Origin of the sequence: Mesorhizobium sp. M1334 (assembly GCF_040317995.1) — a bacterium.
Taxonomy (GTDB): Bacteria; Pseudomonadota; Alphaproteobacteria; order Rhizobiales; family Rhizobiaceae; genus Mesorhizobium.
Map to the genome: position 1 here is coordinate 65,957 of NZ_JAMYLM010000018.1, position 19,294 is coordinate 85,250.

Sequence of the window (19,294 nt, forward strand, 5' to 3'; positions counted from 1 at the left end):
CAGATCACCGCGGGCGGTCCCGTACAAGCATGCTGGTCTTGCCCCGGCTTTTTAGCGATCCTGGCTACCCGCAATTAAGGGCAGGAAGCGACAAACTGTGAAATCTTGTCGGACAGCTTGTTCCCATCAACCAACTCTGGATTGGGTAGCGTGCCCTTCGTCAGGTCATCGTAACCGATGTACACCGACTTCAACAGGTCTTCACGATTGAGCGTGACGTTGATATCAGACATGGTTTTCAATTGTAGAAACAGACGGTAGTTTCGTATCGAGTATTCCCGCGCGTTCTTGAACACCTGCTGATTGTTGGCGTTGATCCTGTCGGAGTATAGGAACAGCTTGTTGCTTTGGTCATGGAGCAATGTTGCCAGTTCGAGGACATCTTTTTCATAGACCCTGCAGCGATCATCCCTCCCTGGCGAAAGCTTGCCAATCAAGGCTGTTCCCAAGCCGCCGACAGCTGCAATTATTGCTACAATAATAGCGGGGTTTACCCACCAACTGTTCTTGTGGACCGCATCATCCGTCAAGTTGGCCTCGCTCCCCGCCTGCAAGTCAAACCATTAGCTTAGCGACATCTTGCACCAATGCATTGCCGCCGCAACCGCATGCCCGGATTCGCGCAGGCCGCAGAGAGCGGGCGGCGATCGATCACCAGAGGACCGCGTTCATCAACCGCCCGGATGGTCAGATATCCTGTTCATAGGTGCGATCTCCCAGCCAGTATTGATAAAATCTTCGATATCATGAAATTCAACGAATCCGGCACGATCCACAAAGACTTGGATCATATCGTATTTGCCGCTCTCCCTGCTATGATAGCGGCCTCGAAAGCTTCAAAATCGGTCTCGAAGACAACATCGCTTGCATAAACCATACCTGGCCCGGGGTGCCTATGAAAAGCCTTGCAAGGGCATCACGCCACACGTCGGCATAGGTGTCGCCCCCTGTTGCGAGTTGGCCAGGACCACGAACAAACTGCCAATTGCGCTCCCAAATCGGCCCATAGGCGTTCCACTCATCCTCGTTGAGCGGGCGACGTTGGACATATTCTGCGGCCTGTCTCGGAGTCTTCGCGCCCGCATATCGCAATCCCTTCTGAACAACCTCGTCGTCCTTATTCATTGTCATCCTTCTCCTTCCAGAGTGGCCAGACAGACTACCCCGGCACGGGCTCAGACCGCAAAGGGAAGATGATGCCCGAACTCACGCCCAAGCAGGCCCGTCGTTCAACGCACTCGAGCAGCGCGCGATCGGCGCCCCACTATCAGCTATCCGGAAGCGGGGCTGCGCACGTTGTTCGAAAGTGGTCGGACGCTCGAGGATCCCCGAGGCGCGCGCTGATGCTGGGCGTTTCGCTTTTCGATGCGCTTCAGACGTCGACGGCTCCGAATGTCTTCCCCTATGTCTCCAAAAATGGAGAAGACGACATTCGCCAGGCCTACGCAGATAAGAATGCCGGCAACGGTCAGAATGATTTCCATATTTCTTTCTCCCTATGTCGCGATAATTGGAAGCCTTTACTAGAACCTATTGCGGCCCTTCCATGCGATAACCCACTGCCCCAACATCATCACGGCGAAATTGAACTGCCACGACAGAGTTCGTCGAAATATCTATGATCGGGGCTCCTGAGGCTCCATTACCGGTGTCACACTGATGGTGAACCAGGTTTGGTTCCAACTTGATCACTCGACAGTCTGCTACCCCCCAAACGGTTCGAGGCAAACCGTCACCTCTAAAGTAAATCACTCCCAAGGGGGTGTTCTCCGACAGTGTGCTTTGGCTGATCACGAATGGCGGGAAACTGTCATCGGCGGCTCGATCCAGATTGAGATAAGCATAACCACCCATTTTGTCGTCGGGACCGACGATCTCGTTCCGAGTCAAATCGACATTGAATATAATAGATCCGTCGATTGTTCCCTCGGGTAAAAGTAAAAATCGGATAGACACTGCGTCTCCGATGCAATGGCTTGCCGTCACTATCTGAGAGGGACCAACGAGGAACGCCGTGCAGGTAAATATCTGATCTTTTCGCTGAATTGCGAGGCGACCTACTGAACGCGCTAGCCGGCGAGCAGGGTGTTGTTCAGGCAAAGACGAAACGAGCTGAGAATCGTCAAAACCAATAATTCCCGGCGAGGCAGAATTGGGTGTCAGCCGCGGAATAATTTCTTTGTCGGGATTCTGAATCTGCTCTTCGGCCATCGCCTGGAGCTCATCTCGGTTTAAAGAACTTAGTACCCCCGCTCGCGCAAGAAAAAGGAGAACTGCCGCTCGCTCGGCGTTGGTCTTCGAAAGATTGCTCAACTCCGACTTGACAATTTCATACTGGAATTCACGCTCTTTCGCCAGCGCCTGTATCTCAGCCACCGTCTTAGTGGTTTCAGTATCCAATTTCTGCTTTGTTCTAGCTTCGCTGTCCTTTAGTTCTTGCCGTACCTGTTCTAGGGTTACCGTGTTCCTTGTGGTGTCTTCTCGTGAAACCCGATCAAAAATGAACGTGGCTGACAACGTAAGTAAACCCGCGAGAGCGGCAACTAAGGGAGTATTCCAAATAAATTTGCGTCTCTCTAAATCTAATTGCTTTACCTTGAGATCGTACTCAGACTTTGTCGATCCAGAGGTAATAAGAGACTGAGCAATAGCTACTCGTATTGCTTCCGGTATTTCTAAATTGGCCAGAGTCTCGATATCTTTCGCATCCATCCGGGCACCAAAAAAGCTGTCGTTGCGTGAGGCTACGATCTTCATCGCGGTCAGCATTTGCATGGCGACACAAATAAACACGACGGTCAAGATGGCGCGCATGTTGTCGAGAGACATACGGTAGCCTGCGAATTTTCCGGTGTTGAAAATGCTCGTCGCTCAGTGATCGGCGGCTACGGCTAGAATTACCATTGTTGTGCACTTCGTGGTATTGTTGGGCTAGCCGGAACACTCGCGAATCTCGGGCTGTCGCATCACCGCCTTGGTCAACCAGGGCTGACATCAACCAGCTTCCTTTCGATCTCATCGTCAGTTGAGAAGGTGCCGCCCTTAAGCGGGTGCATTTCGATCGGGGAGCCGCGTTGCGAGTGATGCAAAATGCCTTCCCCCACAAAGCCACTTGTCGGCTACAGCTATCTTGGGTTCCAGCAGAAAGCACAAGATTTTCCGTTCCTGGCAGCCAATTGGATGCCGATCTGGCCGAGTTGAAGCGCGCTGCGGACGACACCATCGACCCCCTGGCCGCCGTGTGCCGATCTGACGGCAAACTGAACGATCAGATTGTCACACCCGACGCACTTTCGCCGGCCACGCTGGCGCTGATCACCGGCGAAGGCGCAACTGGGCCCACGGGGCCGAAGCGGACCGGCTGGCGCCGATGCGACAGGTCCGTCCGGCGCGGTTGGCGCCACAGGGCCCAGCGGGATCGCCGGTGCGAACGGAGCAACTGGCCCCGCCGGCGTGGATGGGAACGATATCGGCCCCCATGTGTTAGAAATCCATGGACACTATGGAACCTCAGGGCCACGGGATGGAGGCCGATATTTTGACATCGGAAGCTGCCAATGCCAGGCAGCGCATCCACCGGACGGAGCTCGCGCTTCGACGCACTGAAGAAATGCTGGCCGAGAATCTCGCGCTGTGCAGCAGGATACGAACTGCGGTCGAGGCCGCAGACCGCTTGGTGAAGATCGAGCCCCCCAGCGTTGAAGGACGTCGCGTGGGTTGAACTGGGCCGGCGTTTCATTCGTCGCGACCTTCAGGCCTCCGGCGCCACCACTCTCGCTCAAGAACTGTGCCAGCCACATCGACCGTCTGGGCCCACGCTTGCCAACAGCCGGAACCAACGGCGACCACGAGCGGTTTACCAATCGAAGGGACCGCAAATGGATTCGAAATAATGGAACTTTTTGATATGGAACTGGCGAGGGCCCGACAGCGGCTTAACCGGGCCGAGCGCTCCCTCGAACGTGCAAATGAAATGCTGGATGAAGGCTGCGGTGTGGGCATCAATATCGCGCTGTGCAGCAGGATTCGGGCTGCGCAACGACGCGTGGCCGAGGCGAGATTGCGGTTGACGAAGATCGAGCCTGGCCAGCCTGGCCGCACGGACCAGCTCACAAGGTTTGAGCCTATTGGCCGATAGCCGCACAGCGATCAAGCGGCAGGGCGATAGGTCTGGCTCATGCGAAGCGGAGGCGGTCAACTTGCTCTATGGACGTTGCCGGTGAACGAGGGCGAGGCGCTTGCAAAGGCGATCATTGAGACTGTCGAGAAATTAACCCGCGGCACGAATTGAGGGGCGCCTTGATCAAGAAGGGATTACCGCTCCCGTGCCGTACAGTTGCACACCAAGCCGATCGTTCTTCCGCCACCGGACCACCGCCTGATAGGCGGCTCCGTCCTCAGGGATGAACAGCACGAAACGATCCGGGACCGAGGCATCAGCAGGGACCCGCAGTTCGGCGCCTCGCTCATGCTGGTTGCGGATCGAGCAGCTTATGTCCATGTCGCGACGCCCGGTGATTATGGTCGCGTCCTTAAGCACAGGCGTTCTCTGGTGAAGGCGGCGGTCAGGTTTAGGGTCGGTAGGGTCCATAGGATGCAGTCCTTTGTCGTGGCGGATTAGCCGTGTGGTTCATCGCCGAAACCTTGCAGCGAAGCGCTGCGTATGTATTTGTGCTCGCCGCGAAGGTGCTTGACGCGCAGCTTGACCTCTCCAGGCTTGACCCAGTGTGTGGCCGGTCGCTTCTTCACGCCCTCCGGAGGCGGGCCGGCGTGTTCCTGGACCCGCTTCCACAGCCGTTCCTTCATGTCGCTCCCCAAGCTGATGAAGGCCGAACCGACATATTTTCCGGTGCCGGGCTGCGCCAGCAAGGCGAATGCCGCCTTGCTTGGCTCGCGCTCAACGCCCATCAATTCGTATTCCTAGACCGTGAAGCTCTTCGTCTTCAGCCAATTCGATGTCGGGCCGCTGCGATACGGGCTGTCGGCGCGCTTTGAGACGATTCCCTCGAGGCCCGCCTGGTCGGCGAGATAGAAGATCGCCTTGGGGTCGCCAGGGATGGCCTCGCTGAACTGGATCCTGCTGTTTGGCTTGATGATGCCGTACAGGATCTCGCGGCGTGCCTTGCAGCCGATGTCGCGCAGATCGTGGCCATCGAGATGCATGATGTCGAAGGCGCCGAGGATCATGCCGTAGGGATCGCTGTGCACGGCCTTCTGCAGCGCGTCGAAGTCGGGCAGCCCGGCGGTGTTGGTGACCACCGCCTCACCCTCGAAGATCGCGTTCTCGACATCGAGCTCACGCGCCGCTTCGACGAGGCCGGTGAACTTGCTGGTCCAATCGGCCCCGGACTTGGTGAAGACCCGGATGTCGTCGGCGCTGTGAATGACGATTTGAGCGTGGTAGCCGTCGAGCTTGATCTCGTGAATCCAGTGCTCACCCTCGGGCGGCTTGGCGACCAGCTTTGGCTCCATAGGCGGAATGAACTCGAGCCGGCCGGAGCCGGTACTTACAATTTTACTCACCCACTGAATTGTAGGTACAAAGCTTATATTAGCCAGAGTGAACGGAACGTGATTCCGCACGGAAACCAATACCCGACGGTTGCGTTGCGGATGTATGACGAGGATCAGAACCGACAACATCGCCACCGGCTACGGTGGCAAGCCGCATGACGGGCCGGTGGATGACGAATCGAAGCACTTTGTCTACTGCCCAGTCTGCGGGCAAACGTTCGACGAGCGCGATCTTGGACAGGTGTTTCATCACGCCGAGCCGCAGCACGCCCCGCTGCCGGTCGAGCAATAGTCCAGGTAGCAGGGACTTCGCGGGGTGCGCTTTGCCAGGTATGCGCTGACCGAAAGCGAACCTTAGGCAACAGCGGCAAAGCGTCTACCGACCGCCGGTTGGCGCGGCAAACGACGGAATTTAGGCTGAAGACCGATCAGGTCATTCAGGGTCGCTATCGCTCGCAACCAGACGGTAGCGGAAGTAATTGCGGATGCCCCGCCATCGAAGTCGCGGATCCGGGTCTTGTCGGCAACCTGCACAAGCACGGCATCGCCCCGCTCACCCCTCGCGATCACTTCGAGTGCGACCGCTACAGCGCGCTCAAGTTCCTTAACCCCTGATCGAAAACCGAGCACCTCGCTGTTGAAGCGTTGGGCCAGCTTAACTATCGTCTGCCGTTCTAAACCTTGCTGTTCGGCTGGGCGCAAGATCCCCTTTGCTTCCAAAACTGCGACCAGTTCCTGGGCGGAAAGCCCATGGTAGATTGCCGCCGACAATGTTGCCTTCGACCTTACCGACAATGCCGCTGATGCTAATGCCGACGCTCTGGCGCATCTGTTAGCCCGCCCCCGACATCTTGCTGCGGCGGCATTGCAATTCTGTCGAGGCTATGGCGAGACCCTCTTTAGCAAGCTCGTGCTGATACGGTGCCGTCTCTTGAGTGAGTTCCTCCAACGCTACATTGTAGGCGGCCACTGCCTCTTCGAGGCGCGCTGTACCGCCCACCCGCTCGCCGAGCAATCTGAACGCATCGCCCAGATTGTTCTGCGTCATCGCCCACTTGAGCGGCACGCGCTCGCGGGTTCTCTCCTCCAATGCCGCGCTATAGGCGGCGACCGCCTCCTCCAGTCGCGCCGTCCCACTTTCGCGTTCCCCAAGGGCCTTCAGCACATTGCCCAGATTGTTCAGCGTCATCGCCCAGTCGAGTGGCGCGCGCTCGCGTGTCCCTTCCTCTAGCGCCGCGCGGTAGACGGCGATCGCCTGCTCCAGTCGCGCCGTCCCGCTCTCACGTTCGCCAAGGGTCTGAAGCGCGACGCCCAGATTATTCAACGTCGTCGCCCGTTGGAGCGGCATGCGCTCGCGGGTCCGCTCCTCCAGCGCGGCGCGGTATGCGACGACCGCCTCCTCCAGTCGCAAAGTCCCGCTCTCCCGCGATCCAAGTGTTGAGAGCGCGGCGCCCAGATTGGTCAGCGTCGTCGCCCACTTGAGTGGCACACGCTTGCGGGTCCATTCCTCCAGCGCCGCACGGTAGGCCGCGACTGCCTCCTCCAGTCTTGCCGTCCCGCTCTCCCGTTTCCCGAGGGTCCTGAACAAGTTGCCTAGATTATACTGCGTCGCCGCCCAGTCGAGCGGCACACGTTCGCGGGTCCATTCCTCCAGTGCCGCACGGTAGGCGGCGATCGCCTCCTCCAGTCGTGCCGTCCCGTTCTCACGCGACCCAAGTGTCGAGAGCGCGGCCCCCAGATTGTTCTGCGTCATCGCCCAGTCGAGCGGCACACGCTCGCGGGTCCGCTCCTCCAGTGCCGCACGGTAGGCGGCGACCGCCTCCTTCAGTCGCGCCGTCGAGCTCTCCCGTTCGCCAAGGGCCTGAAGCGCGGTACCCAGATTGTTCTGGGTCGCCGCCCAGTCGAGCGGCACGCGCTCGCGGGTCCTCTCTTCCAGCGCAGCGCGGTAGGCGGCGACCGCCTGCTCCAGTCGGAACGTCCCGCTCTGCCGTCCCCCGAGGGTCTGAAGCGCGGCGCCCAGATTATTCTGCGTCGTCGCCCAGTCGAGCGGCACGCGCTCGCGGGTCCTTTCCTCCAATGCCGCACGGTAGGAGGCGACTGCCTCCTCCAGCCGCGCCGTCTCGCTCTCCCGTTCCCCAACTGCCTGAAGCGCGTTGCCCAGATTGTTCTGCGTCGTCGCCCATAGGAGTGGCGCGCGCTCGCGGGTAAATTCTTCCAACGCCGCGCCGTAGGCAGCGACCGCCTCCTCCAGTCGCGCCGTCCCGCTCTCACGCGACCCAAGGGTCTGAAGCGCGTTGCCCAGATTATTCTGCGTCGTCGCCCATTCGAGCGGCACGCACTCACGGCTCCGCTCCTCCAAGGCCGCGCGATAGGCGGCGACCGCCTCCTCCAGTCGTGCCGTCGAGTTCTCCCGTTCCCCAAGGGTATGAAGCGCGGTGCCCAGATTGTTCTGCGTCATGGCCCAGTCGAGCGGCACACGCTCGCGGGTCCTCTCCTCCAGCGCCGCACGGTAGGCGGCGACCGCCTCCTCCAGACGCGCCGTCCCGCTCTCACGCTGCCCAACGGCCTGAAACGCTATGCCTAGATTGTTCTGTATCGCTGCCCATTGGAGTGGCACACGTTCGCGGGGCCTCTCTTCCAATGCCGCGCCGTAGGCGGCGACCGCCTCCTCCAGTCGTGCCGTCCCGCTCTCCCGTTGCCCAAGGGTGCTAAGGGCGGCGCCGAGGAGAGCCGCTGCGGTGCCGCGCTCGGTGCCATCACGCGCAATGGCTCGCATCCGCCGCGCCATTTCGATGGCGACGGACAGCGAAAAGTTGATCCCCTTGGCCTCGCCGTCTTCCAGGAATGCGTCGTATCGTTGTCGGAATGCCGGCAGCCATGTGGGCGGTTCGATCGGATCGTCCATGCCAACAAGCATTTCGATCCGTCGCACGACGGCAACTGTGTCGCGGCGAAGACTGTCTACCTTCACGCCTTCTTCAAGCAAGGCCACTCGCGATCTTCGATGCGCCGCATCGAGTTCAGCAAGTCCGTCATCGATGGTGCTTGCCCCACCATCGAAGTCGCCGATCCGGGCCTTGTCGGCAACCTGCACAAGCACGGCATCGACGAAGTCGTCGTGGTTCGTGCCCCGCTCACCCCTCGCGATCACTTCGACTGCGACGGCTACAGCGCGCTCCAGTTCCCTGACCCCCTGATCAAAGTCGAGCACATCCGTCTTCAAGCGCTGCGCCAGCTTGATAATTGTCAGCCGTTCGAGGCCGCCTTCTTTCTCGGCAGTCTGAACAAAGCCTCTCGCTTCCAGAACAGCGACCAGTTCTTCCGCGGTCGTGCCGTACACGGTCTTGTTGCCGCCGACGATATCACCTTGGACGATGCCGATCGTGCCGGAATTGCTGACGCCGGTTGCTTCTGGAACCGGGCGCATGCCGCGCCCTCGGGACCGACGCAGCAACTATTTGCCCTGAAGTCTGTCCAGTACCATCTTCGTGGCCGGGCCAGCGATCCCCCCGAGGATCGGTGTAGCAAAGGCGCTAACTACGGCGCTTGTCGCAGCCGGCACCAATCCTACGAGCCCGTTCACAATTCTTGCCATCACGCCGTCGTTGGCGTCCTTGCCCTTGGCGGCCTCCTGCTTCAGCGCAGTCAGCTTGGCTTCTGCCTCACTTCGTACTTCAGGTGACACGGCCGCGATCACCTCGCTCAGTGGGCGGAGCGCGCCATCAAGTGCCACGATCTTGTTGCCGCCAACGATGTCGCCGCCCACGACGCCGATCGTGCCAGAGATGTTGACACCGCCGCTCTGACCTTCACCCATGCCTGCCTCCCATTTCGCGTATTTGCATTCCGCCGCGTTGAATTCGGCGCTAACGACCGAATACCCGGCGGCTAGCCTCGGTCCGGAATGAGCAACAATCCGACCACCTTACTCCGTTGCTGTCTCCCCCGCTACTGGCTGGCTTCGCCAGCCGAGCCGAGTAAAACGTTGGCGCGCGTGGATGTCGACAAACATCAGTCGCCGCTGAGGACGCACACGTTACGATCGTCTATCTCGCGCTTGAGGCGATCCCAATCCGCAGCGTTCAGGCGGCTCAACCGGTCGACTTGCTCGATTAGAAGAATGTCGCCGGGCTGACAGTCGGACAGCAGCCGGAACAGCTCCGGCCGTTGGAGCGAGGCGCCGCTCTCGTTCTCGATATATGTCGCTGCAATGGCCAGACCGTTGTCCTTAGCAAATGTCTGGAGGTCGACCTTCGCCCGTTCGGCGTTCTGATCCTTGGTCGACGCTCGGAGATATCCGCGATACTAACCGGACTCTGCTCTGCTTATGAGCATTGTCTAGAGCATTATCTGTTTTGAGATAAGGCTACCATTCGGTAGGAAATGGGGGACGGAATCGGTGGCAAGCCAACAACTCGTAGCTTTGTTTATTCTATTCGACGCCTGCGAGCGCGATCTGGTGGCCCAGTTGAGGACCATTAAACTCGATGCAGGTGCTACACTCCTCAACGAGGAGGAGAGACAACGCGCTCGCGGACGTCGCCAACGGCGTGAGAGTGCATCCTCCGAAGGCCTTGACGACCACGACTTACTCTACGACCTAGACATAGGGGATAAATTCAGCGTCTTGATGCGGCATAAAGCTGCGTTGGATGAAGTCACCCGCACATATTATACTACTCAAACTGTTACAATTGAGAAGGCTATCCCCGTTCGTAATACGGTGATGCATGGTCGCCCACTTACGACAACCGAATATGTCACGGGTTTTTCTGTTGCGAATGAACTGCGTAAGACGCCAGCATATTGGCCAGTACTTGAGAGTGCGTTTCAAAAGTTTGAAGAAGACCCTCAAGCATTCTTAACGTCGGCGATAGGATTCCTGGATGCTGAACGGCCGCCCGAGACTCTGCACAATTTACCCGAGCCCGATTACGACGACACGGGATTTCTTCCGAGACCTGAGCTTGAACGGACCTTCGAAAGAAGCTGGCCAGTCGAAACCCGATAGTGACAGTTCTGGGCGACGGGGGAAATGGAAAGACTGCCCTCGCCCTTCAAGTTCTCTATGGAATGATAGCATCTAACGACCACCCGTTCGACGCAGTCGTTTGGGTATCCGCTAAATCGTCGCGGCTAGGAGCAAAGGAGATCGAGCGTATCGAGGGCGCGATCACTGGATCTCTAGGCGTGTTCGAGAAGATAGCGGAGTTCGAACCAGGCGAAGATGAGCCTATCGGGCGTGTCAGGCGGCTGCTCGAAGAGAATGCGATCCTTTTGGTGATCGACAATCTGAAACGGTTTTGGATGAGACAATCAAAGAGTTTGCAGCCGAGATTCCTGGCCAGAGCAAGATACTTTTCACCTCGAGGGTCCCACTTGGCTCCGATCTGACTGTCGGAGTCGATGAATTTAATCAGAAGGAAGCGAAGGCATACCTTTATCGCCTGATCGATGCCTTGGGAGCGGATCGCCTACGGAACTGAAAGCGGATCAACTTGAGCGACACATTTCGCGGCTTGGCCGAAAGCCTTTGTTGCTAAAGTGGTTTGTCCTCGGCGTGATTTCCAGGCTGGAACCAGATCGCATCACGAGCAACCCCCAGATTGCCCTCCAGTTTTGCATGGAGAACGTTGTTGATCAGTTGCAGCCTGCTGCCCGTGAGATCGCTGCCGTCATGGCCGCGCTGCCCTCGGGAGTCTCCCCCGTAGTTCTTCACCACGTAACCGACATGTCTGCCACCGTTGTCGAAGCCGGGGTGGCAGAGTTGCTTAGATTTGCACTGGTTGAGCGCGATCAACGACAGGGTGATGAGCGGGTTTACATCCTCAAGCCGTTCGTACGGAGCTACATCGCGCGAGTTTTGAAGCGAGCACCGGCGCAGGTGAATGCGATCTTAAGCGCGCTACCGGGGGGTCGAAACAGCATTCCAGATGGAGCGCGGGACGTTTAGACGTTATGAGACGAATTCATTTGTTGTCCGTTCGAAGTCTGAAGCAGTCGCTTCCCGACGGCTTCGCCACGCTGTCGCGCTGTTACAGAAATATCGTTTTGAGGAAGCAGAGGTAATTATCAAGGAACTTAAGATAACCAGCCCAGAGTATTTCGAAGTTTTTCGGGTCGAAGCTTTTCTTGCTGAACGGCAAGGTGACATTTCCAGGTCGCAAGCCTGTTATGAGGCGGGCATAGAATTAGATTCTGACCAAGCACAGATGCATTTTCGCTATGCACTGTTCCTGGGTCGAGTTTACAGAAATTACAATCTTGCGTTTGCACATCTAAAAATAGCTGTGGAGTTAGACCAGAAATCATTCGTTGTGCTAAGGGAGATGGTGAGGAATTCGCTTCTATGATTATGATTTCAATGCCGCGCAAGCGTATCTAGACCAAGCAAAGACGCTAGACATTTCTACTCTAAAAGAGAAGATCGTAATAAACGACCTTCAAGCGCAAAGATACTGTCGAGAAGATGATATACTATTGAAACGAAATGAATACACAGCAGCCTGCAATGCGTTTGCGGATCTTTTTGGCTTCTTAGGCGGCATGGAAGAGGAATTAATTGATTCCGCTCTTGTTTAGCGCATTAGAAAGAGTATTTTAGTTATTAATCAGTTGTGCCGCATTCATGAGGTGGCAGATAGACATAGCGAACTAACTAAATTTAGAGAATTTATGAAAACTATACGCCGAGCGAAGAGGTTAGCAAGGAGATTAAAACATCTATAACTGATCTATGCACTGGGCAGCTAGAGAAGAGTGGTCTAAAGCAAGACTTCGCATTTCTTAGGGATGTTCATGGGCGCGAGATTTACGTGCGTCGAGAAAGCGTTCCTTGCGATATTTGGACGGATATGTGCGACGGTCGATTTGTGCAGTTTCAGATTGCCACAAATAAGTCAGGGAACACCTATGCAACGAACATTTCTCTATTGTAGGCAGGCGGCCGGTCGCGTCACTCTCCAAGAGCCGCAGCGGAGAAGGCGAGGTGCATTCTGTCGTAATAATGGGGACAGCTAGTCTGCATGTTCGCACTCCAGGATCGCTGCTGCAAGTCTTTCAGCCGTGTTGCTGCCGAGCAAGGACGCCCCATTGCAATCGGCTTCTGGAGGAGCTGAGGATGCCAGGCAGCGTACGATCTACGACACCGGCGATCACGTTATTTCGGGGATCGCCCAGGCGCAAAGTACGGATGCTACGTTGACATTCCGCAGCCAGAACGGCCTTGTGCGGCTCTCGGAGCTGAAGAAGGTCGATGCTTAAGGTTTGGCCCTATTAATGCGTCGCGGTGATGCTCGCGCCCCGCGCCATTCACCGCAGCGCGAGGCGCCTGAAGACGTCCTTCTTCGCCGCTTTGCGTGCGCTTCTATGAACTGGCGGCAGCCGGTCCCGCGCCGATTGCCAGCGAGATGCTCAGACGGATCGCTGAACTTTACAAGTTGGAGGACAGCATCCGTGGCCGATCGGCCGACGAGCGCCGCGCTGCGCGTCAGGAAAAGAGTACTCCAATCATCGCGGCACTCGACCCATGGCTGCGTGAGAAGCTCGGCCTGATCAGCCAGAAGACCAAGCTCGCAGAGGCGATCCGCTCTACGCTCTCACGCTGACAAGGCCTCTCGCGCTTCCTCGAAGACGGCCGCATCGAGATCGACAGACACCGTCGAGCGCTCCATCCGTCCGATCGCGCCAAACCGCAAGAATGCGCTCTTCCCAGGCTCTGACGGCGGCGCCGAACACTGGGCCGTCATCGCCTCGCTGATCGAAACCTGCAAGCTCAACAGCGTTGAGCCGCTCGGCTATGTCGCCGATGTCCTCACCAGGATCGTCAACGGCCATCCTAACAGCCAGATCGACGATCTCCTGCCCTGGGCCTACATCGACAAGCTCGAGCTCAAGGCCGTGGCCTGAGAACAGCGCTCTGATGTCCGCTGTCAAGGTTTGGAACGCAGGAGGTCGCCCGATCCGAAGAACGGCTGCTCATTCTGATGATCGCGCATGGGTGGAGGCGGAACTGAAGGACGTCGGTGATCAAGCTCTGATGCGCCGGTACCCGCTCTTTCGAGACGCGCACCGCCTCGACCATCTCCTGGAGTGCGATCGGATGCGCGGGATGATCGAACCGCTGTTCCTGAAGCCAGCGTAGATAGCGCATCGTCCAGCTCTTCTTTCGCGGATAGCTACGGCCGTGCTTGAGCATGAATGCGCTCACCTGCTGGCGGTGGACGCAAAGCGTCTCAACTGCCGCAGCTCGGGCTCGGACGAGATCCCGTATGGATTCGTGCCCTTCATCGGGAACCCACACCGCGGTTAGCTCGCCGGCGCGCAATAGCCGGGCAAGGGAAATGGCGTCTCGGCGGTTCGTCTTTACCCGATCGCCAGGCCTGATGGGGCAACCACGGTGCACTCGTGCCCGAGCGACCGGATCAGGCGATAAAGGCCGTACCCGGTCGGCCCAGCCTCCATAGCAGAAATGCACGTAACCTCTCCTTCCCGGCCTGCCTCCGCAATCGCAATAGTGTTCTTCAGCTTCGCAACATCGATTCCGACAAATGCTTCTCTATAATCCGCCACGGCTCGTCCTCCTGTGGTGAGGATCGGCTCGGCCCGCCCGAGCAAAACCCTCGGACGCGCAGTGTAGGCGAGCCACCTCATCGGCAGAGGCGGACATACGGTCTCACGGTTTTCCCCTATAGTCGCGCGGGGAATCTGCTCCGCAAAATCCCACTTACAAACCCGCTGCAGGTCGCGCACTGCGCGTCTTAGCTTGCTCGAGGTAGAGACCTCGCGCGAAATCCGGGCGTGCACAGCGCCCACGGGATTCGAGAAGACCAAGCCGCTTCGTCTAAGACTTTGACGGCATCTCGCCAGGGGTCTTCACATCGCTCGTCGATGCCGCCGCTCGTGCCAGAATGGAGATAGGCTCTTCCAGCATTTGTGGGGACAACTGGGGGTCGGACGCGAACACAGACACGGAAGGGTCAGTTTTTCGCTCTGGGTTCGCGCGCCATTGTTCCCTCGCCGGCACCTTCTCTAGTTTGACTGGGAAGACCGTCGCCGCGTCACCCTTCAGTCGAATCCGAAGAAAGTGACGATGACTGTCCAGCTTCATCGCGCTAAACGCATCGTTATGGCTGATGTCGAAATAGCGGCAACCCAGCATCAAGCTGATGCCATAGATTTTGCCGGCAAGCCACGGACCTAACAGAAATATAGGCACCGCGAGCACGAGAAGCCAGGCTATCCAGTGCCACTCGAAATCTCCCATCACGGCGTGATTTGCCCATAGCGCGGACCAGGAGAACGCCGCGACGACGATCCAATGCGCAGATGCGTGAGCTATCGAGGGGATTGCGGTCTTCTTCCAACTGCCCTCTTGATAAAGTGAGTATCCCCAAAAGCCCGCGAGAAGGACAAGGAAAATGCCCACTGCCACGTCCGCCCGCCAAGTGTACGTAAGAAGAAATGAGAACACGAGATAAAGCGCGCTCAATGCCCACGTTAGCCCGCCATTCAGGCGTCCAAAGTCCATATCGCCCTTCAGGAGTTTGTCGCTCATTTGCTTGGACGGATAGCAGGCCCTGAGCGTTAAGGCCTCTTTCGCCGACTGCAACCACTCCGCCTTGATTTCGGGCTGAAGTTCGAGCGTTCCATGGAGAAAAGCTCCGCCTCCGCCCGACGTGATATAATGGGTCCCGTCACCCTCATAGCGAGCATAGTGGTGCGAATCGCCAGAAAGCACGAGCGGAATCCGTAGATGCTTTCTTGCGTTCCTTGCGATTTGCGCCGCGTAGCTCAGCGTCCGGTATGAATCTCCCTTCGCTTCAGCTTTGTACCACCCAGGCTCAGCGCTACAGAGGATAATGTTAGCATTCTCTGGCATCGCTTTCGCGATCGCGACAAAGTAGTCCGCCTGTGGCTGATCCATGTCACGAACAAGCGCGATGTCGATCCCCCAGATCCACCAATTCTCGGTAACCTGCACGGCAAAATAGCTGCGCCGTTGTCTGGTGCTCCAACCCCCAATCTTTGTGGGCTTCTCGCGACAAAAAATCGAAAGGAAGGTCACTAGCCCGTCGTACCAATCATGGTTGCCAGGAAGGAGAAAAAGAGGCGTTTTCTCCGCCCCTCGCGGGACAGGCCATGCAAGGTCGTAAGGTAAGCGCATCTTGATCTTGTAGTCGTCACGCAGCGCGGTCGGGTAAACTTGGTCGCCTCCCATGACCAGCAGTCCAGCTCTCGGCAGCTGATGCCCGTCAACAGACAGCATGGGCTGCGCTAACAAGAAGGCAATCGCGTAGGTGGCGTCAAAGCCGTCCCCGAGGTCGGAGACGTAATCTATCCACACCGCGCCGTCTTCGTCCTGCACGATGGGCTCTATCTGGGCACGGGTGACATGATCTTCTTTACTCGCCGGATCGAGGGCTGCCTCCATCAGACGCCTATCGGCGTACTGACCAAAAATATCGGATACAATAACGCGCAACAAAAGTTTCAGGAGGAGCACCGGCTCGAACCAACTGGTCATGTGTGGTAGGCGATGGAGGTCGCCTTCTTTGATGGTATCTTCGTTGAGATTCTTAAGATCTCGAAGAGGCGACCCAGATGTCAATTCAGGCAAAGGCATAGCCTCCGAACGACGTCTCAAACATTTGATTCGGCAGTATCGGACATAGCTCTTAGAAGAGCAATCAACCTCTTGCGTTGGCAGTCGCCAGTTTGAAATCTAACCCTGCTTTTTGTGCGTTCCGCTAACCATCGGCTTTTTTTCGGCTTCCTTCGCTTCGATAGGCGCAACGATATCGCCGGTTCCCAAAGCCTGTCAGTCACGCCAGCGGCCGTCGCCGGAGTAACCTGAATGACTACTTGATCGGGTATCGCGGAACGACACGTTCCCGGAAATGGCGGCAACGATATGCTGATCGGCGACATCGCAACGTCACACTGATCGGCGCTGAAGGCCGACCGTCTAAGCGCAGAGCCGGAATCGACAGCGTCTACGGCAAGTGCTAGCAACAGCGTAATAACCGGAGGTACTGGCAACGACCGTTTCTACTTTACCACCGCGCCGAACATCTCGACCAAACGGGATCTGGTGACCCACTTCGTCACGGCGGCAACAAGGTTCTGGATGGAGGATGCAATTACCAGTGTGCATGCGCTCAGTCCGGCATTTCTTCCGGGTGGGTGCTGCCGCGCTCAATGGAAACGACTACATCCCCTACAAACGCCTACAAACGGGCAAATGGCGCTCTCTCGTGCCACGCCGACGGCAATGGAGCGCATGCTGCGATCCAGTTCGCCACAGTCACCAACAAGCCTATGCTCCCCAGCGGCGATTTCCTGGTGTTCTAGACCTAACTGCGCTGATACCCGTCTGCCGCCTTGTGCGGACCCTTCCATCGATACCTATCCTGGTCGGAAATTCACCCGCACTATCGGGTGACCATCGATTGAGAGAAACAGCGCAACGACGCCGGCCTACAACGTCGCGCTCCGCGAGGGCTGATGGGGGTTGGTACTATGGAGGGCTAGGCAATGCTAAAGGTGGGGATGTTCAATGCCCGCATCGCGAACCGTCGATACGTCGGGCGCTTTCAGGGATGCGTTCGCCTCGGCGCGCTGCTTGATCCCGCCGGATGGCATCTACGAATGGACGACCCGGCCGATTGCGGCAAGCACCCGCGGCACCCATTCTCTAAGGCAGCAGGCGTTCTTGTTCTTCGGGCCAATGGCGCACAGGAGGGCAAAGAACTTCTTACAGCTGCGCTAAGAGTTTTGCTTCGGGCTCTTTTCGTGTCCTCATCAAGAGGGGAGCACGAGCGGGGAAGGAATCGTAGATCGAAGCTGTTTACGGCTCTCAAACCATCTGCTCAGCTATTCGCTTTGCTTAATGATGAGACCGTGCAATAGTGATGGATTGGGGCGCCTATTACACGCGCGCAATGGACATTGACGATGAGATACGGCCAACGGCTATTTCTCTCTGTTTTGCTTGTACTTTTGACTGTCCGAGTAGGTTTGGCGCAAGTGCCTGCTCATTATCTTGGGCAGATTTGCTTCACACCTTATTTCTGGTGTTGGGCGCAACCGCCCGGCCCGCCCGGCTCGCCATGTGTATGCTACACATACAACGAACCAGTTTGGGGGACGCTTGGCTAGGCAACCGGCCAGAAGGCTTCGGAGTGGCTTACATGTCTGAAGGTTCTCACCAAAACCGGGACACCCAGAAGGATCTCGAAGAGTTGCTGGTGGATGCCAAGTTGACGGCAGCCTACGGCCAGCGAGCCGGTAGGCTACGAAGCGGCGATATTTTTGAAGCCATAAGGGCTTTTGAGTCCCTATCAACGAAGAGTTGGAGCAGTTCAGAAGCCGTCGCCCTGCAAAAGGCGTTCAATCAGGCGGTTGCGGAGATCGTTCCTACGACACTTCTAGATATTAGGGATAATGATCCATTTAACCCCAATAACAAACAGAGCCTTGGCAGAAGGTACGGCCTGATTTGCGCGTCCATTCTTCTCATGGGGATCACGGCATACTTTACAGTGCTCTATAATCAGGGCACAGAACTAATCGCTCGTCTTGAGAGTGTCGACAAGAATAAACCCTCGGAGAAGATGGCGGCCGTTGCGCGAGAATGGCGGTTGGCCAAATTCGAAGGTCAGGAGAGCGATGCGGGCGAAACCTACTACAAGATGCTCGACGAACTGCGCGAGTTGGATAGTCAGGTGAAAACTGACGTCAGGGAGTATTCGAACCTGGCAGAACTTATGCCGCTGCTGGACGACAGCTTACTGAAGGCAATGTCACATGCAGCGTCAGTGCCCGCTGGCGCTGGCACGCCGAGCGGTACGGGGTTGCCTGGTGCCACTAATCCCGCCGCGAAAAATTCGACTGCAAACAATCCTCCCACAAAGCCTCCGGCGGCGAATACCTCTCCATCCACCGCTCCCACTGCGGATGGAACTGCTGCGAAAGCTTTCGCGACGAACGCCTCCTCATCAGGCGCGGCCGCTCCTCCGGGTATGGTTCCGGCAGATCCGAACGATATGCGGAAGAACGAGCCATGTGGTGGAGGCGAACCCCCGCAAGCTGCAGACACTCCCTTTGCTGTTTTCATGAAGGAACCGCCCGGCAAAATTTTAAGCGAAAACAAAAGGTTGATTACGAATTTCGCTTGTGCAGAGTCGCTTATGATCTCGCCTTACACCATGCCATACTTCGCGGCACTGGGCAGCGAAATAAAGAAGACGCTGAATGTTTATGGCCTATGGATCCTACCAGCTTTATACGGCGCCCTGGGGGCAATGATCTTCTATATGCGCGCCGTGCTGAATCCCGTACTCACGGATCCTCCAATAGACAAGATCGTACACAGGGTCGCATTGGGAGGATTTGTTGGCATCATCTTTGCGTGGTTCTGGGCACCGACGCCCGATACCATGGAGAAGTTTGTCGGCCTAACTGTGAATTCGTTCGCCATCGCGTTTTTGATAGGATTCAGCATCGACGTGTTCTTCGCGCTGCTGGACAAGCTTGTCACATTCCTCCAGGGCCTTATTAACGAACCAAGGCCTTCGACCCCACCTCCGAAACAGGGTTGAACCTCGAAAGAGCGCATCCAGCCGTCGTGCATCAGGTCGCGGAGGGTATGTTTTCAGGGAAGGCCTCGCCGCGCGACCCCGCTTGCGCAGCTTTGTGTCCACGGGCATGGCTTGGATAGCACTAAAATGTTCTCGGCTGCCGGCGCTCACCAACTCGCATTGGTTCCGCGCCGGGCCAC

At 57.3% G+C, this 19,294-nt stretch carries 19 protein-coding genes and 3 pseudogenes; 9 read left to right on the forward strand and 13 right to left on the reverse strand.

Going from position 1 to position 19,294, the window contains the following annotated elements; all coding sequences use genetic code 11:
- Positions 1-74: 74 nt before the first annotated feature.
- From NKH17_RS24850 to NKH17_RS24860, 3 genes are all read right to left on the reverse strand, one after another.
- The gene (locus tag NKH17_RS24850; RefSeq protein WP_352900863.1) at positions 75-530 is read right to left on the reverse strand and encodes a hypothetical protein; all 456 of its coding nucleotides are present in this window, start codon (positions 528-530) and stop codon (positions 75-77) included.
- Between the two features lie 283 nt (positions 531-813).
- Complete coding sequence (locus NKH17_RS24855; RefSeq protein WP_352900860.1) at positions 814-1,125, reverse strand: hypothetical protein; 312 nt, start codon at positions 1,123-1,125, stop codon at positions 814-816.
- Between the two features lie 405 nt (positions 1,126-1,530).
- Positions 1,531-2,829, reverse strand: coding sequence for a trypsin-like serine peptidase (locus tag NKH17_RS24860; RefSeq protein WP_352900858.1), 1,299 nt, complete (start codon positions 2,827-2,829; stop codon positions 1,531-1,533).
- Positions 2,830-3,523: 694 nt separating this feature from the next.
- On the opposite strand from NKH17_RS24860, the gene NKH17_RS24865 reads away from it, so the two are divergent.
- The gene (locus NKH17_RS24865) at positions 3,524-3,721 is read left to right on the forward strand and encodes a hypothetical protein (protein WP_352900857.1); all 198 of its coding nucleotides are present in this window, start codon (positions 3,524-3,526) and stop codon (positions 3,719-3,721) included.
- Positions 3,722-3,892: 171 nt separating this feature from the next.
- Complete coding sequence (locus NKH17_RS24870) at positions 3,893-4,138, forward strand: hypothetical protein (protein WP_352900854.1); 246 nt, start codon at positions 3,893-3,895, stop codon at positions 4,136-4,138.
- 165 nt (positions 4,139-4,303) lie between these two features.
- Here the strand turns inward: NKH17_RS24870 and NKH17_RS24875 are convergent, their stop codons facing one another.
- The 3 genes from NKH17_RS24875 to NKH17_RS24885 are packed head-to-tail and all read right to left on the reverse strand — an operon-like array spanning position 4,304 to position 5,523.
- The gene (locus NKH17_RS24875; RefSeq protein ID WP_352900852.1) at positions 4,304-4,591 is read right to left on the reverse strand and encodes a PilZ domain-containing protein; all 288 of its coding nucleotides are present in this window, start codon (positions 4,589-4,591) and stop codon (positions 4,304-4,306) included.
- Positions 4,592-4,617: 26 nt separating this feature from the next.
- The gene (locus NKH17_RS24880) at positions 4,618-4,908 is read right to left on the reverse strand and encodes a hypothetical protein (protein ID WP_352900850.1); all 291 of its coding nucleotides are present in this window, start codon (positions 4,906-4,908) and stop codon (positions 4,618-4,620) included.
- Between the two features lie 12 nt (positions 4,909-4,920).
- Positions 4,921-5,523: an ATP-dependent DNA ligase gene (locus NKH17_RS24885; RefSeq protein WP_352900848.1), complete on the reverse strand. Its 603-nt coding sequence runs from the start codon at positions 5,521-5,523 to the stop codon at positions 4,921-4,923.
- A 94-nt stretch (positions 5,524-5,617) separates the two neighbouring features.
- On the opposite strand from NKH17_RS24885, the gene NKH17_RS24890 reads away from it, so the two are divergent.
- Positions 5,618-5,806 (forward strand): hypothetical protein, encoded by a 189-nt coding sequence (locus NKH17_RS24890; RefSeq protein WP_352900845.1) that lies wholly within the window; start codon positions 5,618-5,620, stop codon positions 5,804-5,806.
- Between the two features lie 62 nt (positions 5,807-5,868).
- On the opposite strand, the gene NKH17_RS24895 is transcribed toward NKH17_RS24890, so the two are convergent.
- From NKH17_RS24895 to NKH17_RS24910, 4 genes and pseudogenes are all read right to left on the reverse strand, one after another.
- The gene (locus tag NKH17_RS24895) at positions 5,869-6,285 is read right to left on the reverse strand and encodes a hypothetical protein (RefSeq protein WP_352900843.1); all 417 of its coding nucleotides are present in this window, start codon (positions 6,283-6,285) and stop codon (positions 5,869-5,871) included.
- 61 nt (positions 6,286-6,346) lie between these two features.
- Complete coding sequence (locus tag NKH17_RS24900) at positions 6,347-8,941, reverse strand: tetratricopeptide repeat protein (protein ID WP_352900841.1); 2,595 nt, start codon at positions 8,939-8,941, stop codon at positions 6,347-6,349.
- Between the two features lie 27 nt (positions 8,942-8,968).
- Positions 8,969-9,331 (reverse strand): hypothetical protein, encoded by a 363-nt coding sequence (locus NKH17_RS24905; RefSeq protein WP_352900839.1) that lies wholly within the window; start codon positions 9,329-9,331, stop codon positions 8,969-8,971.
- A 197-nt stretch (positions 9,332-9,528) separates the two neighbouring features.
- Positions 9,529-9,816: pseudogene (locus NKH17_RS24910) on the reverse strand (recombinase family protein); the annotation flags it as partial.
- A gap of 97 nt (positions 9,817-9,913) precedes the next feature.
- Here NKH17_RS24910 and NKH17_RS24915 point away from each other — a divergent pair.
- The gene (locus NKH17_RS24915; protein ID WP_352900837.1) at positions 9,914-10,525 is read left to right on the forward strand and encodes a hypothetical protein; all 612 of its coding nucleotides are present in this window, start codon (positions 9,914-9,916) and stop codon (positions 10,523-10,525) included.
- The gene (locus tag NKH17_RS24920; RefSeq protein ID WP_352900836.1) at positions 10,525-10,908 is read left to right on the forward strand and encodes an NB-ARC domain-containing protein; all 384 of its coding nucleotides are present in this window, start codon (positions 10,525-10,527) and stop codon (positions 10,906-10,908) included. Before NKH17_RS24915 ends, NKH17_RS24920 begins: the two co-directional genes overlap by 1 nt.
- Positions 10,909-11,053: 145 nt before the next feature.
- Here the strand turns inward: NKH17_RS24920 and NKH17_RS24925 are convergent, their stop codons facing one another.
- Positions 11,054-11,314 (reverse strand): hypothetical protein, encoded by a 261-nt coding sequence (locus tag NKH17_RS24925; protein WP_352900834.1) that lies wholly within the window; start codon positions 11,312-11,314, stop codon positions 11,054-11,056.
- Between the two features lie 1,292 nt (positions 11,315-12,606).
- Between NKH17_RS24925 and NKH17_RS24930 the strand changes: the two genes are divergently transcribed.
- Complete coding sequence (locus NKH17_RS24930; RefSeq protein ID WP_352972566.1) at positions 12,607-12,777, forward strand: hypothetical protein; 171 nt, start codon at positions 12,607-12,609, stop codon at positions 12,775-12,777.
- Positions 12,778-12,875: 98 nt separating this feature from the next.
- A pseudogene (locus tag NKH17_RS24935) lies at positions 12,876-13,422 on the forward strand (IS66 family transposase); the annotation flags it as partial.
- A 112-nt stretch (positions 13,423-13,534) separates the two neighbouring features.
- Here NKH17_RS24935 and NKH17_RS24940 read toward each other — a convergent pair.
- Both NKH17_RS24940 and NKH17_RS24945 read right to left on the reverse strand, forming a co-directional pair.
- Positions 13,535-14,085: pseudogene (locus NKH17_RS24940) on the reverse strand (transposase); the annotation flags it as partial.
- A gap of 271 nt (positions 14,086-14,356) precedes the next feature.
- Entirely contained in the window at positions 14,357-16,132 is a 1,776-nt protein-coding gene (locus NKH17_RS24945; protein WP_352900832.1) for a metallophosphoesterase, read from the reverse strand.
- Between the two features lie 939 nt (positions 16,133-17,071).
- Between NKH17_RS24945 and NKH17_RS24950 the strand changes: the two genes are divergently transcribed.
- Positions 17,072-17,284 carry an SOS response-associated peptidase family protein gene (locus NKH17_RS24950; protein ID WP_352900829.1) on the forward strand — a complete coding sequence of 71 codons (213 nt, stop codon included), beginning with the start codon at positions 17,072-17,074 and terminating at the stop codon, positions 17,282-17,284.
- A 421-nt stretch (positions 17,285-17,705) separates the two neighbouring features.
- Positions 17,706-19,115: a VanZ family protein gene (locus tag NKH17_RS24955; RefSeq protein WP_352900826.1), complete on the forward strand. Its 1,410-nt coding sequence runs from the start codon at positions 17,706-17,708 to the stop codon at positions 19,113-19,115.
- Positions 19,116-19,294: the final 179 nt, after the last annotated feature.